Below are 21975 nucleotides of genomic sequence, written 5' to 3'. Positions count from 1 at the left end.
TCTGTACCGACACCTTTCCAACAATCCCAATATAAGGAACACCCCATGAACTTCCTTGATGGCCACCTGTTCACCGAGAACCAGCAGCCGTTGATCATCACCGCAGCGCCCTATGCGCCTTCCTGGGTGCCGTCCGACTTCCCCGAGGACATCCCGGTGACCATGGCCGAGCAGGTACAGAAGGCCGTGGATTGCTACAACGCCGGTGCCACGGTGCTCCACCTGCATGTGCGCGAGCTGGATGGCAAGGGCTCCAAGCGCCTGTCCAAGTTCAACGAGTTGATTGCCGGTGTGCGTGAAGCGGTACCGGAAATGATCATCCAGGTGGGGGGCTCGATCAGCTTTGCCCCCGAGACCGAAGGCGCTGCGGCCAAGTGGCTGAGCGACGATACTCGCCACATGCTGGCCGAGCTCGATCCCAAGCCCGATCAGGTCACGGTGACGGTCAACACCTCGCAGATGAACGTGGTCGAGCACTGGGGCTATCAGGATGTGCGCGGGACTTCGATGGAAGACCCGGCGGTGTACGAGGCCTACAAGGAAATGACCGTGCCCGCGCAGCCCGGCTGGGTCGAGGAGCACGTGCGCCGCCTTAGCGCCGCGGGTATCCAGAGTGCCTTCCAGTGCTACAACCTGAACAGTTTCGAGTCGGTCGAGCGCCTGATGCGCCGTGGCATCTACAAAGGCCCGCTGGTGATGAACTGGGTGGCCATCGGCGGCGGCATGGACGTGCCGAACATCTACAGCCTCGCCAACATCGTGCGGGCCGTGCCGGACGGCGCCGTGCTCACCGTGGAAAGCTCGATGCGCAACGTGCTGCCGATCAACATGATGGGCATCGCCATGGGCCTGCACGTGCGCTGCGGCATCGAGGACAACCTGTGGAACCAGGCGCAGACCGAGAAGATGTCCACGGTGCAGCAGATCGAGCAGCTGGTGCGCATGTCGCGCGAGTTCGGTCGGCCGATCGCCACCGCCAGGCAAGCCCGCGAAATCAGCAAGATCGGCGTGTTCTACGACACCGTCGAAGAAAGCCTGCAGGCCAATGGGTTCGCGCCAAACCGCAACGGTGGCCAGCAGGGCTTCTTGCGCAAGACGGCTGAAACCGCTGACGGCAACTGAGCATTGGTTGACGAGAGGTTTTGCGCTGGCTGAAGCTGTGCTCCAGGGATTGGAGCCAGCTGCTCGGCAACCTCAAACACTCAACCAAAGTGCCAGGGCCGCCAAGGTCACCAGCAGCACCGGCACGGTCAGCAGTACGCCGACCTTGAAGTAATACCCCCAGCCGATCACCACCCCTTTGCGCGCCAGCACATGCAGCCACAGCAACGTGGCCAGGCTGCCGATCGGGGTGATCTTCGGCCCCAGGTCGCAGCCGATGACATTGGCGTAGATCATCGCCTCGCGCACCACGCCCTGAGCTTCGCTGGCATGGATCGACAAGGCGCCGATCAGCACACTGGGCAGGTTGTTCATCAGTGACGAAAGCAGCGCTGCAATCAGCCCGGTGCCCAGCGTAGCCGCCCACAGCCCATGCCCGGCGAGCCAGTCCAGTACCCCGGCAAGGGCGTCGGTCAGGCCGGCATTGCGCAGCCCGTACACCACCAGGTACATCCCCAGTGAGAACACCACGATCTGCCACGGTGCTTCGCGCAGCACGCGGCGGGTTGAAATCACGTGGCCGCGGGCGGCCACGGCAAACAGCACGGCGGCGCAGGCCGAGGCCACGGCGCTGACCGGGATGCCCAGCGGTTCCAGCACGAACAGCGCGGCCAGCAACACCACCAGTACCACCCAACCCGCACGGAACGTGGCGCGATCGCGCACTGCCAGGGCAGGCACTTGCAGGTCGTCGGTGGCGTACCGCAGCGGGATGTCGCGGCGAAAATACAGCCACAGCACCAGCAGCGTGGCCGCGACCGCCACCAGGTTCACCGGCACCATCACGGCGGCGTAGGCGTTGAAGCCGAGCCCGAAGTAGTCCGCCGACACGATGTTGACCAGGTTCGATACCACCAGCGGTAGGCTGGCGGTGTCGGCGATAAAACCGGCGCCCATCACGAAGGCCAGGGTTGCCGTGGGGGAAAAGCGCAGCGCCAGCAGCATCGACATGACGATGGGGGTGAGGATCAGGGCTGCGCCATCGTTGGCGAACAGCGCGGATACCGCTGCCCCCAGCAGCACCATGAAGGCAAACAGGCGACGCCCGTCGCCTCGGGCCCAACGCGCCACATGCAGCGCCGTCCAGGCGAAGAAACCGGCTTCGTCCAGCAACAGGCTGATGACGATCAGGGCGATGAAGGTGGCGGTGGCGTTCCAGATGATTGCCCAGACGGTGGGGATATCGTGCAGTGACACCACGCCGCACAGCAGGGCCAGAAGCGCACCGAAGGTGGCACTCCAGCCGACGCCGAGGCCTTTGGGTTGCCAGATGACCAGGGTCAGGGTGAACAGGAAAATCAGCGTGGCTGGGAGCATGAACAGATGGCTCGGGTTAGAGGAAGGCCAGTGTAGCCAGTGCAGCAGCCAATTACTGCAGCATGGCCAGGATTCTGTGTGAGCGGGAATACGGCGCTCTACCGCGCGCTTCAGCAAAGTTCGGTTACAAACATGTAAACTTCGTAAATACGATTTACTCTCATTTGCAATTCCCTATATTTACCACCCCTGTTGGCCACCAGACTGTGTTTGCGAGGCCGGTGGGCGAGGGCTCCCGGTTTGCGACAGGGATGTGCCGTTTCGCTCATGAATCGCAGGAGATGTACCCATGCAGTGCAGAACTTCACCCAACAGCCTGGCCCTGGCGTTCGTGGCGCTGGCGTCACCGGCCATGGTGGCCACCGCGGCCCAGGCTGAAGAGCAGCGTACGGGTGAGGTGCTGGAAGTGCCGGTTGCCGACAACGCGCTGGTGATTCAGGACACCCTGATCACCGCCGAGCGCGAGGCGCGTCAGGCCTTGGGTTCGTCGATCATCACCGCCGACGACATCAAGCGCCACCCGCCGTCCAATGACCTGTCCGATATCATCCGCCGCGAGCCCGGCGTCAACCTGACCGGCAACAGCGCCAGCGGCGCGCGCGGCAACAACCGCCAGATCGACCTGCGCGGCATGGGCTCGGAAAACACCCTGATCCTCATCGACGGCAAGCCCTCCAGCGCCCGCAACGCTGTGCGTTATGGCTGGAACGGTGACCGTGATACCCGTGGTGAAACCAACTGGGTGCCCGCCGAGGCCGTCGAGCGTATCGAGATCTTGCGTGGCCCAGCCGCCGCTCGCTACGGCTCCGGCGCCATGGGCGGGGTGGTGAATATCATCACCAAACGCCCCACCGACGAGCTCAAGGGCAGCGTCAGCCTGTTCACCCAGTTGCCGGAAGACGGTGCCGAGGGTGCCAGCCGGCGCGCCAACTTCAACCTCGGTGGCGGCCTCACCGATAACCTTGGTTTCCGGCTGTTCGGCGGCTTGGCCAAGTCTGACGCTGACGACCTCGATATCAACGCCAGCCACGCCAACAGCGCACTGGTTGCCGGGCGCGAGGGGGTGCGCAACAAGGACATCAACGGCCTGCTCAGCTGGAAGTTGAACGACGAGCACCGCTTCGAAGCCAGTGCCGGCTACAGCCGCCAAGGCAATATCTACGCGGGCGACACCATGAACAGCAACGGCGGCAGCGACGTCGCACTGATTTCCAGCCTGTATGGCCACGAAACCAACGTCATGCAGCGCAGCACCTACGACCTGACCCACCTGGGCGACTTCACCTGGGGTACCAGCAAGACCACACTGGCCTACGAATACGTGCGCAACTGGCGCCTCAACGAGGGTTTGGCTGGTGGCCCGGAAGGGGCGATCAACGACAGCGGCGCGGCGATGTCGCGGTTGCGTAACACGCGCTTGAACAGTGAGGTCAACTTGCCGTTCGCCCTGGGCAGCACCGAGCATGTGCTGACCCTGGGGGGCGAGTACCTGTACGAGTCGCTCAACGACCAAGGCTCGTTCCGTCCGCAGAGCTTCGACCCGAGTGGGTCGGGCAATGACGCGATCAGCGGTTTCGACCGCAGCGAATCGAAGATGACCGCCAGAAGCTACGCGTTGTTCGTCGAGGACAATATCGTCATCGGCGACACGACGGTGACGCCTGGCTTGCGTTTTGACCATCACGAGATGTTTGGCGACAACTTCAGCCCCAGCCTGAACCTGTCGCACAAGCTCACCGAGGCGCTGTCGGTCAAAGGCGGCATTGCTCGCGCCTACAAGGTGCCGAACCTGTACCAGTCCAACCCCAATTACCTGCTCTACAGCCGCGGCCAAGGTTGCAGTGTGGGGCAGACCAACTCCGGTGGTTGCTACCTGCAGGGTAACGCCGACCTCAAGCCGGAAATCAGCGTCAACAAGGAGATTGGCCTGCTGTACGACCGCGGCACCTGGCGTACCAGCGCCACCTACTTCCGCAATGACTACAAGAACAAGATCATCGGCGGTACCGATGTGCTCTATGCCATCAACAGCGGCCGCCGCGTGACCCAGTGGGAAAACGCCGGCAAGGCGCGGGTGGAAGGGATCGAAGGCAACGTCTTCATCGAGCTGACGCCGACCCTGGACTGGAACACCAACCTGACCTGGATGCTCGACAACGACAATCGCGAGACTGGCGAACCGCTGTCGGTGATCCCGGAATATACCGTCAACACCACCCTGGACTGGCGCGCCACCGAGCAGCTGTCGTTCCAGGTGGCGGGCACCTACTTTGGCAAGCAGAAATCGCCGACCTACAACTACCGCACCCAGCAAGACTACGACAAGGCCGCGCAGCAGGACGTCGAGGCCTATGGCCTGGTGGATGTGAGCGCCGGGTACAAGTTCAACGCCAACTACGACGTGCGGGTGGGCGTGAACAACGTGTTCGACAAGCAGATCCTGCGTGGCGGCAACGCCAGCAGTTCGGGGGCCAACACGTATAACCAGCCGGGCAGGGCGGTGTTTGCTGCGCTGAATATCAACTTCTGACAGCGGGGGCCGCTTCGCGGCCCGATCGAGACACGAGGCCGCTCCTGCAGGTACCGCACAGCCCTCGAATGCTGTGCGGGGCCTGTGGGAGCTGGCTTGCCGGCGATTGGGCTGCGCACAGCCCTGGCCTCATCACCGGACCTCAAGGAACCCTCCGATGATCAAAGCCCCTGCCTGGCTACAACTACTCTCTCGCAGCGCCGCCGCGTTGCTCGGCGGCTACGCCCTCAGCTACGCCGCCAGTGCCTGCCTGGCCCGCATCCTGCCGCTATCTGCCGCCGATGCGGTCATCGTCGCGACCCTGCCGGCGTTCATTTTTTACACCGTTGCCATGCTCTGGGCCTTCGCCTGCCGTGATGCCCTGCGCGCCTGGGCGCCGCTGGCACTGGCCGTGCCCCTTGCCCTGATCGGTTTCTGGCCCCAGGTAATGGAGCGGCTGACATGAAGAATACCTTCACCCAATCGATGGCCTGGCTGCATACCTGGGCCGGGCTGATCTTCGGCTGGCTGTTGTTCGCCATCTTCGTCACCGGCACCCTGGCGGTGTTCGACAAGGAGCTCAACCACTGGATGCAGCCGGAAATCCCGGCCACCCAGGTGCCCCAGGCCGACGCTGCCCGGCGCGCTATCAACTACCTGCAGGCCCATGAACCAGAAGCAGGCAACTGGGGCATCAGCCTGCCGAGCGAACGCGCGCCAGGGCTGCGCGTTTCTACCGGCGAGCGCCGCCACGGCGGTGGCGTGCAGCTCGACCCGCGCACCGGCGAGGCCATCGAGGTGCGTGACAGTGTCGGCGGCAACTTCTTCTTCCGCTTCCACTTCACCCTCGACCTGCCACGCAACTGGGGTATTTTCGTGGTCGGTGCGCTGGCGCTGGTGATGCTTGCGGCACTGGTGACCGGCATCGTCATCCACAAGAAGATCTTCAAGGAGTTCTTTACTTTCCGGCCGAACAAGGGCCAGCGCTCGTGGCTGGATTTCCACAACGCCAGCGCGGTGCTGTTGCTGCCGTTCCACCTGATGATCACCTACACCGGCCTGGTGATCTTCATGCTCATCTACATCCCCGCCGGGGTCGATGCGCTCTTTGCCGGCGACGCACGCGCCTACTTCCAGGCCCAAGGCAATGCCCGCGTGGAACAGCCCCGTGGCCTGGCCAGGCAGCCGGCCGCGCTGGTGGATGTAGCCCCGCTGTTGGCCCAGGCCGAGGCGCGGTTGGGGCCGATCGGCGGCTTGAACATCCGCAACCCGAACACGGCGGCGGCGCGCGTTGAAATCCGCCCCGAGCTGGGCAACCGGATTGCCCTGGCCAAGGGGCAGGCCATGGTCTTCGATGGCGTCAGCGGGCAACTGCTCAGCGACGTACCTGAGTGGCGCGCGGTGCCTTTGACCCAGCGGGTCATGGTCGGGCTGCACTTTGCCCAATTTGGCGGCTACCCGATGCGTTGGTTGTACTTCGTGTGCGGGCTGGTCAGCTGCCTGATGATCGCCAGCGGCCTGGTGCTGTTCTGCGTAAAGCGCGGGCGCAAGTATGTCAGTGCCACTGCCGATGCTTCGGCACGGCGCTGGTACCGGGTGGCCGAGGTGTGCAACGTGGGCTTCATCAGCGGTTTGCTACTGGCATGCGTCGGGCTGCTGTGGGTCAGCCGCTTGTTGCCGGTGGAACTGCTACAGCGGGAGAGCTGGGAAGTACGTGCGTTCTTTGGTGTATGGCTGCTGGCGCTGTTGCATGCGGGTGTCAGGCCGGCACGCCGTGCATGGGCCGAGCAACTGTTGCTGACGGCATTGCTGTGCATCGGCCTGGGTGCGTTTGGCGGCCTCGAAGACGCCATGCGCCTGGGCGTAGCGGCCTGTGCGTTGGTGCTGGGCGTGTTGATTGGGCTGGTGGCCTGGCGGGTGCGGCAAGTACAACCGGTGCAGCGCAAGGCCCGGGCAGGCCGGCAACAGGAGGCCGAGGCATGATGATGTGGATTGCAGGCGCAGTGCTGTTCGCTTATGCCGGTATGCTCGGGCTGTGCCAGGGGCTGGAGCGGCATTACAAACAGGTGTGGAATCGCACCTGCCCGCGCGTTTGGAGTATCAGCCTGCGCAGTGCCGGTTGGTTGGCGTTGCTGGCGAGCCTGACGCTGTGCGCCCAGTCCTGGGGCTGGGCCATGGGGCCGGTGGCCTGGTTCGGCGTGTTGTCGCTGGCGGGGTTGGTGCTGGTGATGTTACTGCCGTACTGGCCACGGCTGGCGGTGGGATTGGTGGGGGCGCTGCCGGTGTGGGGTTTGGCGCAGGTGGTTACCTATCTATGAACTGAGCGCGCCTACAAGGGATACGCGTTTGTGCGGGTGGCGACAATGTTGCAGCCAAACGCCTCGCAGCATGCTAAACCATGGGCCCCTGCCTGCTGCGAGAGAGCCCCGGTGAAAGCCGTCCGCCTGACCCTGATCTGCCATGCCCTGACCCAGGCCCAGAAGACCGGGCGCCTGCACCGTGCAGATGACGCCATCTTGCCGTTGACCCAAGAGCCCGACGCCATCGTGCCCGGCGTGCAAATGCTGACTGCGCCAGAACGGCGAGCCTGCGAGACGGCGGCGTGGTGGTCGGGGCCGGTGCAGATCGAGCCGGCATTGGCCGATTGCGACCTGGGGCGTTGGCAGGGTTTGCCGCTGAAGCAGTTGCAAACCGAACAACCGCAGGCGTTGGCGCAGTGGCTGCAGGACCCGGCCAGTGCGGTGCATGGGGGGGAATCTTTCGCGAGAGTATGCCAGCGTGTGGCCGCTTGGCTGGCGGCCTTCGACACGCCGGGTGAGTGGCTGGCAGTGACTCACCCGATGGTGATGCGCGCCGTGTTGGTAGAGGTGTTGGGGTGCCCGATGCAGGCTAGCCAGCGTGTCGACGTGCCGCCGCTTTCGCGCCTCGAGTTGAGCTTTACCGGGCAGTGGCGCCTGCGCCTGGGCTGAGGGTCAGAACGCCAGCTTGTAGCCGATCAGCAGCAGCATCGCCGCCAGGCACGGGCGCAGTACGCGGTCCGAGATCCGTCCGGTGAGGTGGCTGCCCAGGTAGATGCCCGGCAGCGAGCCCAGCAGCAGGTAGCCCAACAGCGACCAGTCCATGTTGCCCATGCCCGCGTGGCCCAGGCCTGCTACCAGGGTGAGCGGCACCGCGTGAGCGATTTCCGTACCGACCAGGCGGCGGGTGACCAGAAACGGGTACAGCAGGAACAGCGCCACGGTGCCCAGGGCGCCAGCACCGATGGAGGTGAGGGTGACCATAACCCCCAGCACCACGCCGGTGACTACGGTGAGGGTGTTCAGGCTGCGGTCGCTGAGGTGATAGTGGTCACTGGCATGGCGGCTGGCAAAGGCCTGCAGACGCGATTTGAACAGAATGGCCAGCGCGGTGAGGATCAGCACCACTGCCAGGCCTTGCTTGATGATGGCGTTAAGCGCCGAGGTGTCGGTGTGCAGGGTGCTGAGGAACCACAGGGTCAGTGCTGCGGCGGGCACGCTGCCCAGGCTGAGCAGCCCGGTGATCTTCCAGTCGATGTTCTTGTGGCGCGCATGCACCCAGACGCCACTGGCCTTGGTGATGGCTGCATAGAGCAGGTCCGTACCAACGGCCGTAGCCGGGTTGATGCCAAACCACAACAGGATCGGGGTCATCAGCGAGCCGCCACCGACGCCGGTCATGCCGACGATGAAACCCACGACCAGGCCCGCAATGGTGAAACCGAAAGAACCTACATCCATACGCTACTCGACTGCCCATCTTTGCCCGTTATCGGATGCAGCCAGCATATAGATTTTTTTATAGCCAAATAGACTTGTTCGTTATTAGGTTATAACCGGCATGTGTTCAGGCCCCGGGCGAACGCTTGCCCGGGGTTGCAGATAAAATCGTCGAACTGGCGCCCGTTCGCGGGCGATAATCCGGGCTTGGACCGGAGCCGATCAGTGCGGCATGGCGAGGGTCGGCCTGTCACCTTGCCGGCGCAGCGCCCCCACCTTCCCCGGCCCGTTTCCAGCAACCTCGAAAGGAGCATCCCATGAGCAATGACATCCAGCGTTTCCCCAGTAGCCTGCCGTTTCCGTTTTCCCGTGCAGTGAAGGCCGGGGGGTTTCTGTTCCTCTCCGGCCAGGTGCCGATGAGCGCCAGTGGTGAAGTAGTGCGCGGTGATATCCAGGCCCAGACCCGCGCAGCCTGCGAGCGCATCGCCGAAAGCCTGGCGGCCTGCGACGCGCGCTTCGATCAAGTGGTCAAGGCCACGGTTTGGCTGTCGGACATGAGCCACTTTGCCGGTTTCAACGAGGTCTACAAGGAGTTTTTTGGCGCGGCGCTGCCAGTGCGTTCGACTGTGGCCTCGGCGTTGGCGCTGGGGGTGGATGTGGAAATTGAAGTGCAGGCGTTTGTCGGCGAAGCCTGACCGAGCTGAGTCCCTTGCAAATCAATAACCCATTTTTTCTAAGAGGCGGCAACAGGCAGTGGCTGTTGCCGTCTATGACATGGCTTAGATCCTGAAGCTGCCTACCAGCTGCTTCAAGCGGCCAGCCTGTTGAGCCAGTTGATCGCAGTGCAGCAGTGTCTCGTTCAGGTTCTCGACGCCTTGCTGGTTCAGGGCGTTGATCTGGGTGATGTCCAGGTTGAGGCTCTCGACTACGGCAGTCTGCTCTTCGGTGGCGGTCGCCACCGACTGGTTCATGCCATCGATTTCGCCAATACGCTGGGTCACGCTGGCCAGGCGTTCGCCGGCCTGGTTGGCCACCTGCACGGTCTGCTCGCTCGAAACCTGGCTGGTGTTCATGGTGTGCACCGCTTCGCGCGAGCCTACCTGCAGGCTGGTGATCATGCGGTGGATCTCTTCGGCCGATTCCTGGGTGCGGTGTGCCAGGTTGCGCACTTCGTCGGCCACCACGGCAAAACCACGGCCGGCCTCACCGGCACGGGCGGCCTCGATCGCGGCGTTCAGTGCCAGCAGGTTGGTCTGCTGCGAGATGCCCTTGATCACATCGAGGATCTTGCCGATTTCGTCGGTGCTGGCGTTAAGCGTTTCGATCTGCGCGCAGGACTCGCTGATGCGCTGGGACAGGGCGGTCATGGCGCTGATCGCTTCCTCGACCACTGCACGCCCGCCGTGGGCCTGCTCGCTGGCGCCGCTGGCATGCTGCGAGGCATCGGCGGCGTTACGGGCGATTTCCTGGGTGGCAGCCCCCAGTTCGTTGATGGCCGCGGCCACACTGTTGGTGCGCATACTCTGTTCTTCAGAACCGCTGATTGACGCGTTGGACGCGCTGACCACTTTTTCCGACAGGTCATGCACCAGGCGGGTGGCCGAGGACACTTCGCTGATGGAGGCATGGATGCGTTCGACAAAGCGGTTGAACGAGGTGGCCAGCTCGCCGAATTCGTCCTTGTTTTGCACGGTCAGGCGGCGGGTCAGGTCGCCTTCACCTTCGGCGATGTCGCGCATGGCGCGGCCCATGGTGGTCAGCGGGCGCATCAGCACCGGGATCAGCAGGCCCAGCAGGCCGGCGATGGCAGCCACGGCAATGAGCATGGCGATGATCGCCGAGGTGCGGAATTGGCTGAGCGCCGCGTAAGCCTTGTCTTTATCGATGGACAGGCCGATGTACCACTGTGCCGACGGCAGGCCGGCCACCGGGGCGAAGGAAATGATGCGGTCCTGGCCGTTGAGGATGACATCCTGCATGCCGGCGGCAACCCGCAGGTTGCTGCCCGGATAGATGTCCTTGAGGTTCTTCATCACCTGGTCTTTGTCGGGGCTGACAATCACCTGGCCGTTGGCGTCGGCCAGGAAGGCGTGGCCGATGCCGCCGAAATCGACCGAGTTGATGATCTCGACCAGCGTGTCCAAAGTCACGTCGCCACCGACCACACCTATCAGTTCACCATCGCCCTTGCGCTTCACCGGGGTGGCGATGGTCACCATCAGGCCACCGACAGCGCCTTGGTAGGGGGCTGTCAGCACAGTCTGCCCGGCGCTGGCGGCGGCGCCGTACCACGGGCGCTGGCGAGGGTCGTAACCGGCAGGCATCTGGGTATCCGGGCGCTGGGTGAACACACCGTTGGCCTGGCCCAGGTAGGTGAACAGGAAATTGCGCGTGTAGGAAGGCTGCTCGATCAGCCCGGCCAGGGTCTCGCCGGTGCCTTGCTGGCCGATATCCTGGGCCAGGTTTTCCAGCACCAGGATGCGCCCGCTCATCCAGTTTTGCACGCTGCTGGCAGTCAGTGCGCCGGATTGCTGTACCGAGGCTTCGATGTTCTGGCGGATCGTGTTGCGTTGCAGGTAGTCGTTGTAGAGCGTGAACAGGGCAAATGCCAGGACCACGACGCCGCAGGCGCTGAGCAGGATCTTGTGGCGAAATTTCAGGTTCATGTTTCGAGACCTTGAGCCAATGAGGGGAGGGCGCAGCACGCTCATGACGCGATGCGGTGCCTGTCGACCGAGATATCGGCTCAAGGGGTAAAAGATTGAAGCACTTACAGTAATTTCTTCTGGGCGTTTCGACAGACGGCAGTCACTGATTCGTCAGCTGTTCGATCAACAGCCGTGCGGCCTGCTGCAGCGGTTGTTGTTTGCGCCACAAAATGTGTACCGGCAACTGCAACTCGTTGCGGGTATTGCGAAAATCCAGGCGTACCAAGCGCCCGTTGGCCAGCCGCGGCGCGACCCGTGACAGTGGCAGGTCGCCCCAGCCCAGGCCGGCTTCCACCATTTGCAACGCCAGGTCGAAGCTGTCGGTGGACCAGTGTGTGGCGCCGATCAGCGGGCGCGGGTCAGCCAGCGGCAGGTCGCGGCTGCGCACCAGAATCTGACGCACCCGGGTCAGGTCTTCGAGGTAGTGAATGCGCCCCTCGCGCAAGGCCGGGTGGGTGGGCGACAGCGTGGCCACCAGCGACTCCACGCCGATGTGCTGGAAGCTTCGGCGGGCATCGACCTGCAGGCCGGCAAAGGCCACGCAGAGGTCGGCCCGCCCGCTGTCCAGCAAGTGCAGGGCTTCTTCCTGCGGGGCGCTGAGCAGGGCGATATCCAGCAACGGGTGGCGCTCGCCCAGGCTGGCGATGGCCGCCAGCAACGGGCGGTGGTCGATGTCTGGCACAACGGCCACGCTCAGGCTGCTTTCCAACCCCTGGGACAGCTCCAGGGCATGCACTTGTAGCAGCCCCAGTTGTTCGGCAATCAGCCTGGCGTGTGGCTCCAGGGCCAAAGCCTTTGCGGTAGGGCGAACCTCACGTGAGCCGCGCTCGAACAGGCTGTAGCCCAGCTCGGCCTCAAGATTGCCGATGGCCATGCTCACGGCCGAAGGCACCCGCTGGAGGGCGCGTGCGGCGGCGGAAAACGAGCCGCGGTCGAGTACGGCAAGAAACAGCTGGATGTTGTCGCTGGAAAAATTCATGGCAGCCTCCTGTCAGTAGATCTGACAGCCGCTGACTTTTGCTGTCAAGCATGATGACGCATGATCGCGCCCCATCGCTTTTGTCATTGGAGTAATCCCGATGCAGGGACTAAAACGCAAACTGGTCTACGTGACTTTCTATGAGCTGATCGGGCTGTGCATGTCGACCCTCGGCCTGGCCTACCTGTCGGACACCCAGGCGTCGCATACCGGGCCACTGGCGGTCATGATCACCACCATCGCCATGCTCTGGAACCTGATTTACAACACCCTGTTCGAGTACTGGGAGAGCCGCCAGGCCAGGCGCGGGCGCAGCGTGGCGCGCCGAGTGGCGCATGCCATCGGTTTCCAGCTGACCTTGGTGGTGTACCTGATCCCGCTGATTGCCTGGTGGCTGGACATGACGCTGATGGAGGCGTTGCTGGTCGATATGGCGTTCATCATTCTGGTGCCGTGCTACACCTTCGCCTACAACTGGGCGTTCGACCGGGTCTTTGGGCTGCCACGTTCTGCCATGGCTGCTGCTTGATCCAGCCTGTACCCACTAAGGCGGCAGGCGGATGATCAAAGGTTCTTGCTGCTGCTTTACCTGCTGTTCCACCGGTTGTTCAACTGGCCGTGGTGCGCTGGCGAGCAAGCTGTCCTCAACCTGCCCCGACAGGTAATACACCCCCGCCATTGCCCCGCTCTGGCGGTTCTCCATCAACTCCTGCCATTCCTGGTTCAGTGCCACGTTGAGGATCACCCGCAACTGCTCGACCATCTGCGGCTGTTCGCGGTCATGGGTCATCATGCCGTAGCCGGCCGCGGCGATTGAAATCATCGCTCCCGCCACTTTGCCGACTGCTGATGCGACGGCGCTGGCGATGCCGCGTGGGGCCAGGGTAGCGCCGAGCTTGTCGCTCGCCTGGGTGGCCACCGAATTAAGCCCGACATCGGTTCTCCCGGGGCCCTTGCTGGCCAGTTGATGAAGGTGCTGGCGCATGGCTTGCCAGGCCGGCTGCTGGTCCAGCGGCTTGGCCCGTAGCAGTTGATACAGGCTGGCATTGCGGGCATCCGGTGGCCCCAGGGCGATGGCGGGGATGCGGTTGAGGCGCTGGCTGAGCTGCTCGGGCGGCGCGTTGTAGCGGCTGATGATGGCTGGCAGTTGCTGGCCGAACAGTTGCAGGTACAGCTCGCAGGCCCGGTCACGGATGCCCTCGGGGTTGATCTGTTCGGCCACCGGCTCGATCACCCGCACGTGGTATTGCTCCTGCAGGTACAGGGCCAGGCGCTTTTCTGCCGGCTCCCGGCCTGTGCCACTGTCGAGTTTGTACCAGGCCACCTTGAGGGTCAGCCACTGTTGGGTCCAGTAGCCGGTGAACCAGGGGATGAAGTCACTTTCGGTGCGCTGTTGTACCTGTTCCCGCCACACCCGCATGGAGCGCCGTGCATAGTCATTGGCCGAGCCGGCTGCGCCGACCGAGGCGTCGATCAATTCCTGATCGATGCGTTGCCAGGTGGCCGGGGTGAGCACCGCAGGGGGCGGCGGGGCTGGTGGGCGCTTGCCCGCGCAACCGGTGAGGGCCAGCAGAAGGCACAGCAACAGAAGGATTCGAGAACTCACGCGGCCGCCTCCCTGGTAGAGGCTGGGGTGGTTCTCGCAGTATAGGGCCGGGTGAGTGGGGTTGCTGTGCAGCCCATCGCCCGGTCATCGCGGTCCTACAGGGACCGCGTCAGCATGAGCGGCTAGTTCAGGTCGAGCTTTTGTTCCAGGCGGTCCAGGTGCTTGTGCATCAGCCCAAGCGCCGCCTCGGCATCGCCTTGCTCCACGGCATCGATGATCGCCGCATGTTCTTGCCAGGCGCAGTGGTCGCAGCACGGCGATTCGTAGCGGGCAATGATTAGCGAGGTCATTGGAACCAGGCCGTTGAGAAACCGCGCCAGTGGCGCATTGGCTGCCACCTGCGCCAGTTTGAGGTGAAACTCGCCGCCCAGGCGGATTGCCGCGCACCGTTCGCCGCTTTCATGGTGCTGGCGTTCGCGTTCCACCAGTTGCCGCAGCTGGCGCACCTGCGCCGGCCGAGCGCGTTGGGCGGCCAAGGTGATCAGCGTGGTTTCGGCCAGGCGTCTGGCACTGAGTACCTGGCGCGCCTGGTCCGGGTCGGGCGCCGCCAGGTGCGCGGTGTGGCTGGGCCGCTGCACCACCACCTGCTGGTCGGACAGGCGCCCAAGCACACGGCGTATCACGGTGCGGCTGACGCCAAAGGCATGGCCCAGCGCCTGCTCGGGCAACAGGGCGCCCGGTGGCAGGCGCTGTTCGAGAATGGCGTCGAACAGCCGAGGGTAGATTTGCTCGGCCGACAGACGGGTTTCGCCAGCAGCCAGCAGGGCTGGCAGGTGGGGGGCGGCATTCATGGTCGCTCTCCTGGGGTCATGGGCGCGGGTGTTCGTCCGGGATGTTCAGCGGGATGCCCATGCGTTGGCCTTCGGCCAGAATGTGCTGGCGCATTTGGGCGCTGGCCTGGGCACTGTTGCGTTCGCGAATGGCGCGTACCACGGCTTCGTTTTCCTTGAGCCGTGCTGCCAGGTGTTCGGGGGAATTGCGCAGCATGTCGGCACTTTGCTTCAAGGCATTACCGGTCTGTTGCACCACGCTCTGGAAGATCGGGTTGGTGGTCAGGGTGAACAGCGCCTCATGGAAAGCGATGTAGGCTTTTACCCCGGCTTCGCTGTCATCGGCCTCCAGCGCTTCACGCATGTCCATCAAGGTGAGGCGCAACTGGCCGACGTCCTGGCTATTGGCCGACTGCGCCACCAGCCCGACGATGAAAGGCTCGAGGGTGTAGCGCAGCTCCAGCACATCGGCCAGGCTGGCCGCAGCACCGGTGTCCATGCCCTGTTCCTGAGTGACGGCGTCGGCATCCAGCACCAGGACGCCCTTGCCCGGCAGCGAGCGCACCAGGCCCAAGGTTTCCAGTACGGTCACCGCTTCGCGCAGGCTGGGCCGGCTGATGCCCAGCTGTTCGGCCAGCTCGCGCTGGCCCGGCAGCATGTCGCCGGTGCGCCATTGGCCCCGGGCCAGGGCCTGGCGCAGTTTTTCCACCACTGAGTTGACGACGGTCGATGAGCTGATCACGGTTCGCTCCTGCAAGGGCCGGCGTCATCGCCGGCCACTTTCGGTCAAAATTCCTGTTGATGGTGCGTATTGGGCTGTTTGCGCGGGGTTGGGGTAAAGCCGAGCTTGCCGTCGAGCACGTTCTGCGCGCGTTCCAGGTCAATATCCTTTTCCCAGCGGGCGATGGCCACGGTGGCCACGCAGTTGCCAATCAGGTTGGTCAGCGCCCGGCCGATGCCCATGAACCAGTCCACCGCCAGCACCAGCACCAGGCCTACCACCGGGATTGCCGGCACGGCAGTCAGGGTGGCGGCGAGGATCACCAGTGCCGAGCCTGGGATGCCATGAGCCCCCTTGGAAGTCACCAGCGACACCAGCAGGATGGTCAGCAGGTCGGTCATTTCCAGCGGCGTGCCGGTCGCGTTGGCGATGAACACGATGGCCAAGGTCAGGTAGATGGAGAAACCGTCGAGGTTGAACGAGTAGCCGGTCGGGATCACCAGGCCGACCGTGGAACTGCCAATGCCCAGGTGCTCCAGCTTGCGCATGATCTGGGGCAGCACAGCGTCGGAAGACGCGGTACCAAGGACGATGGTCAGCTCCTCTCGCAGGTACTTGATCAACGGCAGCAGTTTCAGCCCCGACAGGCGCATCACCGTACCCAGCACAATCAGCACGAAGCCGGCGCAGGTCAGGTAGAACAATGCCACCAAGCCGCCCAGGTGTTGCAGCGATTCCAGGCCGTACTTGCTGGTGGTAAAGGCGATGGCGCCGAATACGCCGATGGGGGCCAGGCGTACGATCATGCCCATGATGCGGAAGATCACATGGCTCAGCTCGTTGATCAGCCGCGAGATACCGGCGGCCGAGTCACCTACCAGGTTCAGTGCACTACCGAACAGCACCGAGAACAGCAGTACCTGAAGAATGTTGTTGTCGGCGAAGGCACCTACCACGGAGGTGGGGATCAGGTCCATGAAGAACGCCGTGGCGCCATGGATGTGCTGGCCGCGCTCGGCCAGGCCATTGGCATCGGCGCTGGATAACTGGTCCAGGTGGATGTTGGCACCGCTGCCGATGCCACTGCTGAAAGCGAACACCAGACCGATCACCAGCGCCAGAGTGGTCAGCACTTCAAAGTAGATCACCGACTTCAGGCCGATGCGTCCGACCTTTTTCAGGTCGCCCGCGCCCGAGATGCCGCTCACCACCACACAGAACACGATCAGGCCGATGAGCATCTTGATCAGCTTGATGAACCCGTCGCCGAGGGGTTTGAGTTGCAGGGAAAGGTCGGGAAAACTGAGACCGCAGGCGATGCCGAGGGCAAGGCCGAGCACGACTTGCAGGAATATCGAACGCGAGCACCATTTGAGCATGGGGGGAGTCTCTGATCGGTGTCCTTGCTTCGGTAGCCGCACGGGGCGAAAGAGCGCAGGACTTAATTATTGTGGTCTTACCGGTTTGTTCAGCGCGAAGCCATAAAAGCGCGAAAAATCCGACATTGCAAGGGTTTTTGGCCTTACCGGTCTGACCAGTTATGGGGCACTCTGGCTTGCCAGGCTCTAGTTCGGTGCGCGCCATGCAGGTGGCGCGTACGAAATTGTGCAGGGCTTGACCAGCGCCTCAAGGGCTTTGCAATCAGCTTGCCAAGCCCAGCCGAGAGCCTTGAATAATAGATAACGCCATGATCCGTAAGGTTTATTTGCTTTATGTGTTGGGGCTCGTAGAATCCGCGCCTGACTGGGCAGTCACCAAGCAGGTGTTTGCGGGATTATTTATCCCGCAAAACGCTCGGTAGCAGCCGCCTGGCACCCCCCATGAATGGAGTCTCACTGTGCGTCTCAACTTGCCGGTAACCCCGGTCGAGCAACGTTTTCCCTCTGATCAGCGGCTCATTTCCGCTACCGATACCGCCAGCCTGATCACCTATTGCAACCCCGAATTCGCCGCCATCAGCGGCTACAGCGACGCTGAACTGATCGGCAGCCCGCACAACCTGGTGCGCCACCCGGACATGCCGCCGGCGGTGTACGAACTGATGTGGCGCTACCTGAAGGCTGGCAAGAGCTGGATGGGTATCGTCAAGAACCGCTGCCGCAACGGCGACTACTACTGGGTCAACGCCTATGTCACGCCGATCCTCGAAGGTGGGCGGGTGGTGGGCTATGAGTCGGTAAGGGTGTGCCCCACGCGTGAGCAGGTGACACGCGCCGAGGCCCTGTATGCGCGGATGCGTGCCGGCCAGGCGACACTGTCGGTACCGCGCCGGCTGAGCATGCTGGTGCAGGCCTTGGCCTTGCCACTGGCCGGTGGGCTGCTGGCGCTGGGCGCCAACCAGCTGTGGCCTGGCCTGGTGGGGCAGGGGCTGACCGTGGGGTTGTTCCTGGCCTACGGGCTGTGGGCGCACAACGCCATCGGACGCCGGATGCAACAGGTGGTCGAGGGGGCCGAAGGTACCTTCGCCGACCCGGTCGCGGCCTTGACCTACAGCGACCTGCCTGGCGCTGCCGGGCAACTGCAACTGATGCTGATCAGCGAAGAAGCCCGCCTGAAAACCGCGTTGACGCGGTTGAGCGACCTGGCCGGGCAAATGGCCGTGGCGGCCCACGATGCCGGGCAGTTGTCACGCAGCACTGAGGCGGCGTCGCTGGAGCAGCGCGCAGAAACCGATCTGAGTGCCACAGCGATGAACCAGATGGCGGCCTCCATCGGTGAAGTGGCCAACCACGTGCACTTGACTGCTGCCGAAGCCCGCACTGCGCACCAGTTGGCCGAACAGGGTAGCCAGGTGGCCGATGCCAGTGGCGCGGCGATTCGCACCTTGGCCAGCACCGTAACCCAGATCAACCAGGCGGTCAGCCACCTGGCCGGTCAGACCGGTGCCATCGCCGAAGCTGCCGGGATGATCCGCGGTATTGCCGAACAGACCAACCTGCTGGCCCTCAACGCAGCCATTGAAGCTGCGCGTGCGGGCGAACAAGGCCGTGGTTTCGCCGTGGTTGCCGACGAGGTACGTGCACTGGCTGACAAGACCCGCCAGTCAACACTGCACATCCAGGCCATCATCGACACCTTGCGCACTGGCGCCGAGGAGGCCGTGGCCATTGCCAGCCAAGGCATCATTGGCGCCGAGCAAGGTGTTGCTCAGGTCCAGGAAGCCCGGCAGGCATTGCATGGCATTCGTGACGCGGTGCAGCGTATCAGTGACATGAGCCAGCAGATGGCGACCGCCTCGCAGCAGCAGTCGGCGGTGGCAGAAGACGTTTCGCGGCAGATCAACGGCGTAGCCGGAATTGCCCAGCATAGCGCTCACAGCGCCAACGCCGCCGCCTCACGCGGCGCCGAACTGGAACAGGTGTGCGCCGGATTGCGCGCCCTGGTGGAGCGCTTCAACCGCTAAGGCAGGATGCTTTATGGATGATAACTATCGCGCGGCCGTAGATGCGGCCGCGATCTTTTCCGAAACCGACCTGCGTGGGAACATCACCTACGTCAACCAGCAGTTCTGCAGCATCTCGGGCTACAGCCGTGAGGAGCTGCTGGGCGCCAACCACCGCATCCTCAACTCCGGCCTGCACGAGCCGGCGTTCTTTGTCGGCATGTGGCGCGCCCTCGCCGCCGGGCGGGTGTGGAAGGGGGAGATCTGCAACCGGTCCAGAGACGGTTCGCTGTATTGGGTCGACAGCACCATGGTGCCACTGGTCGATCCGCTGACTGGCCAGGTGCGCAAGTATGTGTCGATTCGCTTTGACGTCACCGAGAAGCGCCAGTTGCTGCATACCTTGCAGTGGCGGGTGGGTCACGATGTGCTGACGGGCCTGCCCAACCGTGCCTACCTCTCCGACCTGCTGAACCAGGCCTTGGCCTACTCACGCCGCGAAGACATCTCGCTGGCGGTGTGCATGCTCGACCTGGATGGCTTCAAGGCGGTCAACGACGGTTACGGGCATGCCGTGGGCGACCTGCTGCTGGTGGAAGTGGCGCAGCGCTTGAAGGGTATCCTGCGAGGGGGTGATGCCGTGGCCCGGTTGTCGGGTGACGAGTTTGTGCTGATCCTGCGCCATGTTGATGATGAGCGCCAGCTGCATGCAGCCCTGAGGCGGGTGTTGCGGGCATTGGCGGCGCCCTGTGTGGTACGTGAACACACGCTGTCGCTTAGCGCCAGTATTGGCGTGACCCTGTACCCGCAGGATGACGAAGATGCCGATACGCTGGTACGCCACGCCGACCAGGCCATGTATCTGGCCAAGCAGCGCGGGCGCAACCGCTATCACCTGTTCGACGTATCGCAGGAGCAGGAGCTCAAGGCTACCCACCAGACGGTGGCGCGGGTGCGACGGGCACTGACCGACCGCGAGCTGTGCCTGTATTACCAGCCCAAGGTGAACCTGCGCAGTGGTCAGGTGCTGGGCTTCGAGGGCTTGCTGCGCTGGCAGCGGCCTGGCCGGGGCGTGGTGCCGCCCGGCGACTTTTTGCCTTGGGTTGAGCAGACCGACCTGATCGTTGAAATCGGCGAGTGGGTGATCGGCCAGGCGCTGAGTCAGTTGCAGGCCTGGGGGCGGCAGGGGCAGCCTTGGTCATTGAGTGTGAATATTGCGGCGCGGCATTTACAGCGCAGTGACTTTACCGAGCGGCTGCAGCAGCTGTTGGCAGAGTACCCGGAGGTGAACCCGTCCCGGCTTGACCTGGAAATCGTCGAGTCAGTGGCCATCGACAACCTGCAGCACGTCAGCCGCTGCCTGGATGCCTGTCGTGCACTGGGCGTGCGCTTTTCGCTGGACGATTTCGGCACCGGCTATTCGTCGTTGAGTTACCTGAAACGCTTGCCCACCCAGACGATCAAGATCGATCAGTCGTTCGTGCGCGACATCCTGCACGACCAGGACGACCTTGCGCTGACCGCCGCCGTCATCGGCCTGGCGCGAGCCTTCGGTCGCGAGGTGGTAGCCGAAGGGCTGGAGAGTGTGGAGCACGGCAGGGTGCTGATGGGCCTGGGCTGCGAGCTGGCGCAAGGTTATTGCATTGCCAGGCCGATGCCGGCCGGCGAAGTGCAAGCCTGGGCGCAGGCCTACCGGCAGCCGGTGCAGTGGCGCCAGCCCTGAGCGGCCACCCGCGGAGGGTGGTAAAGACTCAGGCCTGCCAGCGTGCTGCCAGCGCATTGCTTATGGGCAAAAAAAACGGCACCTGCCAGAGGTGCCGTTTTCACATCACGTACTGTTACTTATGCAGCTCTTCCGCCGCATACAGCGTGTTTTCCAGCAGGCAGGCCCGGGTCATCGGCCCGACGCCACCCGGCACCGGGGTGATCCAGCCAGCGCGCGGCAGGGCGGTCTCGTAGACCACGTCGCCCACCAGCTTGCCGTCTTCCTGGCGGTTGATGCCCACGTCAATGACGATGGCGCCTTCCTTGACCCACTCCCCCTTGACCAGGCCCGGCTTGCCGGCAGCCACAACCACCAGGTCGGCACGCCCGACATGGCCGGCCAGGTCCTTGGTGAAGCGGTGGCAGACGGTCACGGTGCAGCCGGCCAGCAGCAGCTCCATGGCCATCGGGCGACCCACGATGTTGGAGGCGCCGACGATGACCGCATCCATGCCGTACAGGTCCTGACCAGTGCTTTCCAGCAGGGTCATGATGCCTTTCGGTGTGCATGGGCGCAGCAGCGGGATGCGTTGGGCCAGGCGGCCTACGTTGTACGGGTGGAAGCCGTCCACGTCCTTGTCCGGGCGAATGCGCTCGAGCAGCAGCGAGGCGTCCAGGTGCTCCGGCAGCGGCAGTTGCAGCAGGATGCCATCTACGGCCGGGTCGTCGTTGAGGCGATCGATCAGCTCGGTCAGGGCCTGCTGCGAAGTGTCGCTGGGCAGGTCGAATGCCTGCGAAATGAAACCGACCTCTTCGCAGTCCTTGCGCTTGTGCGAGACATAGACTTGCGAGGCGGGGTCGGTGCCGACCAGGATCACTGCCAGGCCCGGCGTACGCAGGCCTTGCTGGCGACGCTCCACGACACGTTGAGCGATCTGCTTGCGCAGGCTGGCGGCGATCGCCTTGCCATCGATTAGGTGTGCAGTCATAGACGCGTGATTAACCATCGAGAAGGAAACAATAAAGAACGCGTATTCTCGCACGACACGCGCCAAGGGCAAAGGCGGGTGGTCGGGCAAATCCCCTAACCCCTTAAATAATTTAAATTTTTTTGAAAAAGGTGTTGACGACTTTCGGGGTCGCCTATAAGATTCGCCGCACTTGTCGGGCACAGCCTAGCACTGGTTGGCTAAGTCGGGCAGAATGAGTGGTTTAGCAGTTACCTGTTAATGACTTGTTCGGTTAGGCTTCAAGCTTAAGCGCCCGTAGCTCAGCTGGATAGAGCATCCGCCTTCTAAGCGGATGGTCGCAGGTTCGAGTCCTGCCGGGTGCGCCATTAGGCAGCTTGGGCAAGCAAGTAAAGTTGTAATGCAATATGGTG

Annotated in this window: 18 protein-coding genes, 1 tRNA gene and 2 pseudogenes; 12 read left to right on the top strand and 9 right to left on the bottom strand. The window is 63.5% G+C overall.

From position 1 onward, the window contains the following. The first annotated feature begins 45 nt into the window (after nt 1-45). Nucleotides 46-1122, top strand: coding sequence for a beta-keto acid cleavage family enzyme (locus AC07XM_RS05205; RefSeq protein WP_016485864.1), 1077 nt, complete (start codon nt 46-48; stop codon nt 1120-1122). 72 nt (nt 1123-1194) lie between these two features. On the opposite strand, the gene AC07XM_RS05200 is transcribed toward AC07XM_RS05205, so the two are convergent. After that, nucleotides 1195-2478 (bottom strand): arsenic transporter, encoded by a 1284-nt coding sequence (locus tag AC07XM_RS05200; protein WP_016485865.1) that lies wholly within the window; start codon nt 2476-2478, stop codon nt 1195-1197. Nucleotides 2479-2767: 289 nt separating this feature from the next. Here AC07XM_RS05200 and AC07XM_RS05195 point away from each other — a divergent pair, with 289 nt between their 5' ends. From AC07XM_RS05195 to AC07XM_RS05175, 5 genes are all read left to right on the top strand, one after another. Continuing rightward, nucleotides 2768-5008, top strand: coding sequence for a TonB-dependent siderophore receptor (locus AC07XM_RS05195; RefSeq protein ID WP_102689529.1), 2241 nt, complete (start codon nt 2768-2770; stop codon nt 5006-5008). Nucleotides 5009-5165: 157 nt separating this feature from the next. Beyond that, nucleotides 5166-5453: a hypothetical protein gene (locus tag AC07XM_RS05190; RefSeq protein ID WP_016485867.1), complete on the top strand. Its 288-nt coding sequence runs from the start codon at nt 5166-5168 to the stop codon at nt 5451-5453. Continuing rightward, nucleotides 5450-6970: a PepSY-associated TM helix domain-containing protein gene (locus AC07XM_RS05185; protein ID WP_102689530.1), complete on the top strand. Its 1521-nt coding sequence runs from the start codon at nt 5450-5452 to the stop codon at nt 6968-6970. The genes AC07XM_RS05190 and AC07XM_RS05185 overlap by 4 nt, the downstream gene beginning before the upstream one ends. Next, on the top strand, nt 6967-7305 hold the full coding sequence (locus tag AC07XM_RS05180) for a DUF3325 domain-containing protein (RefSeq protein WP_023047828.1): 339 nt from the start codon (nt 6967-6969) through the stop codon (nt 7303-7305). The genes AC07XM_RS05185 and AC07XM_RS05180 overlap by 4 nt, the downstream gene beginning before the upstream one ends. A gap of 111 nt (nt 7306-7416) precedes the next feature. Then, entirely contained in the window at nt 7417-7956 is a 540-nt protein-coding gene (locus AC07XM_RS05175; RefSeq protein WP_023047829.1) for a histidine phosphatase family protein, read from the top strand. Between the two features lie 3 nt (nt 7957-7959). Here the strand turns inward: AC07XM_RS05175 and AC07XM_RS05170 are convergent, their stop codons facing one another. After that, entirely contained in the window at nt 7960-8745 is a 786-nt protein-coding gene (locus AC07XM_RS05170; protein ID WP_016485871.1) for a sulfite exporter TauE/SafE family protein, read from the bottom strand. A gap of 296 nt (nt 8746-9041) precedes the next feature. Here AC07XM_RS05170 and AC07XM_RS05165 point away from each other — a divergent pair, with 296 nt between their 5' ends. Beyond that, nucleotides 9042-9419 carry a RidA family protein gene (locus tag AC07XM_RS05165; protein ID WP_023047830.1) on the top strand — a complete coding sequence of 126 codons (378 nt, stop codon included), beginning with the start codon at nt 9042-9044 and terminating at the stop codon, nt 9417-9419. Between the two features lie 84 nt (nt 9420-9503). Here AC07XM_RS05165 and mcpA read toward each other — a convergent pair whose 3' ends face one another. After that, nucleotides 9504-11390, bottom strand: a complete 1887-nt coding sequence (gene mcpA, locus AC07XM_RS05160; RefSeq protein WP_102689531.1) for a methyl-accepting chemotaxis protein McpA — start codon at nt 11388-11390, stop codon at nt 9504-9506. Between the two features lie 142 nt (nt 11391-11532). Further along, nucleotides 11533-12411, bottom strand: coding sequence for a LysR family transcriptional regulator (locus AC07XM_RS05155; RefSeq protein WP_016485874.1), 879 nt, complete (start codon nt 12409-12411; stop codon nt 11533-11535). A 100-nt stretch (nt 12412-12511) separates the two neighbouring features. On the opposite strand from AC07XM_RS05155, the gene AC07XM_RS05150 reads away from it, so the two are divergent. Continuing rightward, nucleotides 12512-12940: a PACE efflux transporter gene (locus AC07XM_RS05150; protein WP_016485875.1), complete on the top strand. Its 429-nt coding sequence runs from the start codon at nt 12512-12514 to the stop codon at nt 12938-12940. Nucleotides 12941-12955: 15 nt separating this feature from the next. On the opposite strand, the gene AC07XM_RS05145 is transcribed toward AC07XM_RS05150, so the two are convergent. The 4 genes from AC07XM_RS05145 to AC07XM_RS05130 form a co-directional block, all read right to left on the bottom strand. Next, nucleotides 12956-14017 (bottom strand): hypothetical protein, encoded by a 1062-nt coding sequence (locus AC07XM_RS05145; protein ID WP_016485876.1) that lies wholly within the window; start codon nt 14015-14017, stop codon nt 12956-12958. A gap of 122 nt (nt 14018-14139) precedes the next feature. Beyond that, on the bottom strand, nt 14140-14808 hold the full coding sequence (locus AC07XM_RS05140) for a GntR family transcriptional regulator (protein ID WP_016485877.1): 669 nt from the start codon (nt 14806-14808) through the stop codon (nt 14140-14142). A gap of 16 nt (nt 14809-14824) precedes the next feature. Then, nucleotides 14825-15529 carry a FadR/GntR family transcriptional regulator gene (locus AC07XM_RS05135; protein ID WP_016485878.1) on the bottom strand — a complete coding sequence of 235 codons (705 nt, stop codon included), beginning with the start codon at nt 15527-15529 and terminating at the stop codon, nt 14825-14827. A 44-nt stretch (nt 15530-15573) separates the two neighbouring features. Continuing rightward, on the bottom strand, nt 15574-16887 hold the full coding sequence (locus AC07XM_RS05130; protein ID WP_016485879.1) for a C4-dicarboxylate transporter DctA: 1314 nt from the start codon (nt 16885-16887) through the stop codon (nt 15574-15576). Nucleotides 16888-17345: 458 nt separating this feature from the next. Here AC07XM_RS05130 and AC07XM_RS05125 point away from each other — a divergent pair. The 3 genes and pseudogenes from AC07XM_RS05125 to AC07XM_RS05115 form a co-directional block, all read left to right on the top strand. Then, nucleotides 17346-17627, top strand: a pseudogene (locus tag AC07XM_RS05125) (PAS domain-containing protein); the annotation flags it as partial. A 798-nt stretch (nt 17628-18425) separates the two neighbouring features. Then, a pseudogene (locus tag AC07XM_RS05120) lies at nt 18426-18911 on the top strand (methyl-accepting chemotaxis protein); the annotation flags it as partial. Between the two features lie 13 nt (nt 18912-18924). Next, nucleotides 18925-20613, top strand: coding sequence for a putative bifunctional diguanylate cyclase/phosphodiesterase (locus AC07XM_RS05115; protein WP_016485881.1), 1689 nt, complete (start codon nt 18925-18927; stop codon nt 20611-20613). Nucleotides 20614-20728: 115 nt separating this feature from the next. On the opposite strand, the gene folD is transcribed toward AC07XM_RS05115, so the two are convergent. Then, complete coding sequence (folD, locus tag AC07XM_RS05110; RefSeq protein WP_016485882.1) at nt 20729-21583, bottom strand: bifunctional methylenetetrahydrofolate dehydrogenase/methenyltetrahydrofolate cyclohydrolase FolD; 855 nt, start codon at nt 21581-21583, stop codon at nt 20729-20731. Nucleotides 21584-21853: 270 nt separating this feature from the next. On the opposite strand from folD, the gene AC07XM_RS05105 reads away from it, so the two are divergent. Next, nucleotides 21854-21930: transfer RNA gene (locus AC07XM_RS05105), tRNA-Arg, on the top strand. Nucleotides 21931-21975: the final 45 nt, after the last annotated feature.

The organism is Pseudomonas sp. GW460-LB5, assembly GCF_059423245.1.
Note: the sequence above shows the minus strand (reverse complement) of the source record. Positions and strands in the feature narration are given on the sequence as shown.

What these genes read in the sequence shown, in the direction of transcription:
- AC07XM_RS05205 (WP_016485864.1), top strand. Translation starts at nt 46, where the DNA reads ATGAACTTCCTTGATGGCCACCTGTTCACCGAGAACCAGCAGCCGTTG.
- AC07XM_RS05200 (WP_016485865.1), bottom strand. Translation starts at nt 2,478, where the DNA reads ATGCTCCCAGCCACGCTGATTTTCCTGTTCACCCTGACCCTGGTCATC.
- AC07XM_RS05195 (WP_102689529.1), top strand. Translation starts at nt 2,768, where the DNA reads ATGCAGTGCAGAACTTCACCCAACAGCCTGGCCCTGGCGTTCGTGGCG.
- AC07XM_RS05190 (WP_016485867.1), top strand. Translation starts at nt 5,166, where the DNA reads ATGATCAAAGCCCCTGCCTGGCTACAACTACTCTCTCGCAGCGCCGCC.
- AC07XM_RS05185 (WP_102689530.1), top strand. Translation starts at nt 5,450, where the DNA reads ATGAAGAATACCTTCACCCAATCGATGGCCTGGCTGCATACCTGGGCC.
- AC07XM_RS05180 (WP_023047828.1), top strand. Translation starts at nt 6,967, where the DNA reads ATGATGATGTGGATTGCAGGCGCAGTGCTGTTCGCTTATGCCGGTATG.
- AC07XM_RS05170 (WP_016485871.1), bottom strand. Translation starts at nt 8,745, where the DNA reads ATGGATGTAGGTTCTTTCGGTTTCACCATTGCGGGCCTGGTCGTGGGT.
- AC07XM_RS05165 (WP_023047830.1), top strand. Translation starts at nt 9,042, where the DNA reads ATGAGCAATGACATCCAGCGTTTCCCCAGTAGCCTGCCGTTTCCGTTT.
- mcpA (WP_102689531.1), bottom strand. Translation starts at nt 11,390, where the DNA reads ATGAACCTGAAATTTCGCCACAAGATCCTGCTCAGCGCCTGCGGCGTC.
- AC07XM_RS05155 (WP_016485874.1), bottom strand. Translation starts at nt 12,411, where the DNA reads ATGAATTTTTCCAGCGACAACATCCAGCTGTTTCTTGCCGTACTCGAC.
- AC07XM_RS05150 (WP_016485875.1), top strand. Translation starts at nt 12,512, where the DNA reads ATGCAGGGACTAAAACGCAAACTGGTCTACGTGACTTTCTATGAGCTG.
- AC07XM_RS05140 (WP_016485877.1), bottom strand. Translation starts at nt 14,808, where the DNA reads ATGAATGCCGCCCCCCACCTGCCAGCCCTGCTGGCTGCTGGCGAAACC.
- AC07XM_RS05130 (WP_016485879.1), bottom strand. Translation starts at nt 16,887, where the DNA reads ATGCTCAAATGGTGCTCGCGTTCGATATTCCTGCAAGTCGTGCTCGGC.
- AC07XM_RS05115 (WP_016485881.1), top strand. Translation starts at nt 18,925, where the DNA reads ATGGATGATAACTATCGCGCGGCCGTAGATGCGGCCGCGATCTTTTCC.
- folD (WP_016485882.1), bottom strand. Translation starts at nt 21,583, where the DNA reads ATGACTGCACACCTAATCGATGGCAAGGCGATCGCCGCCAGCCTGCGC.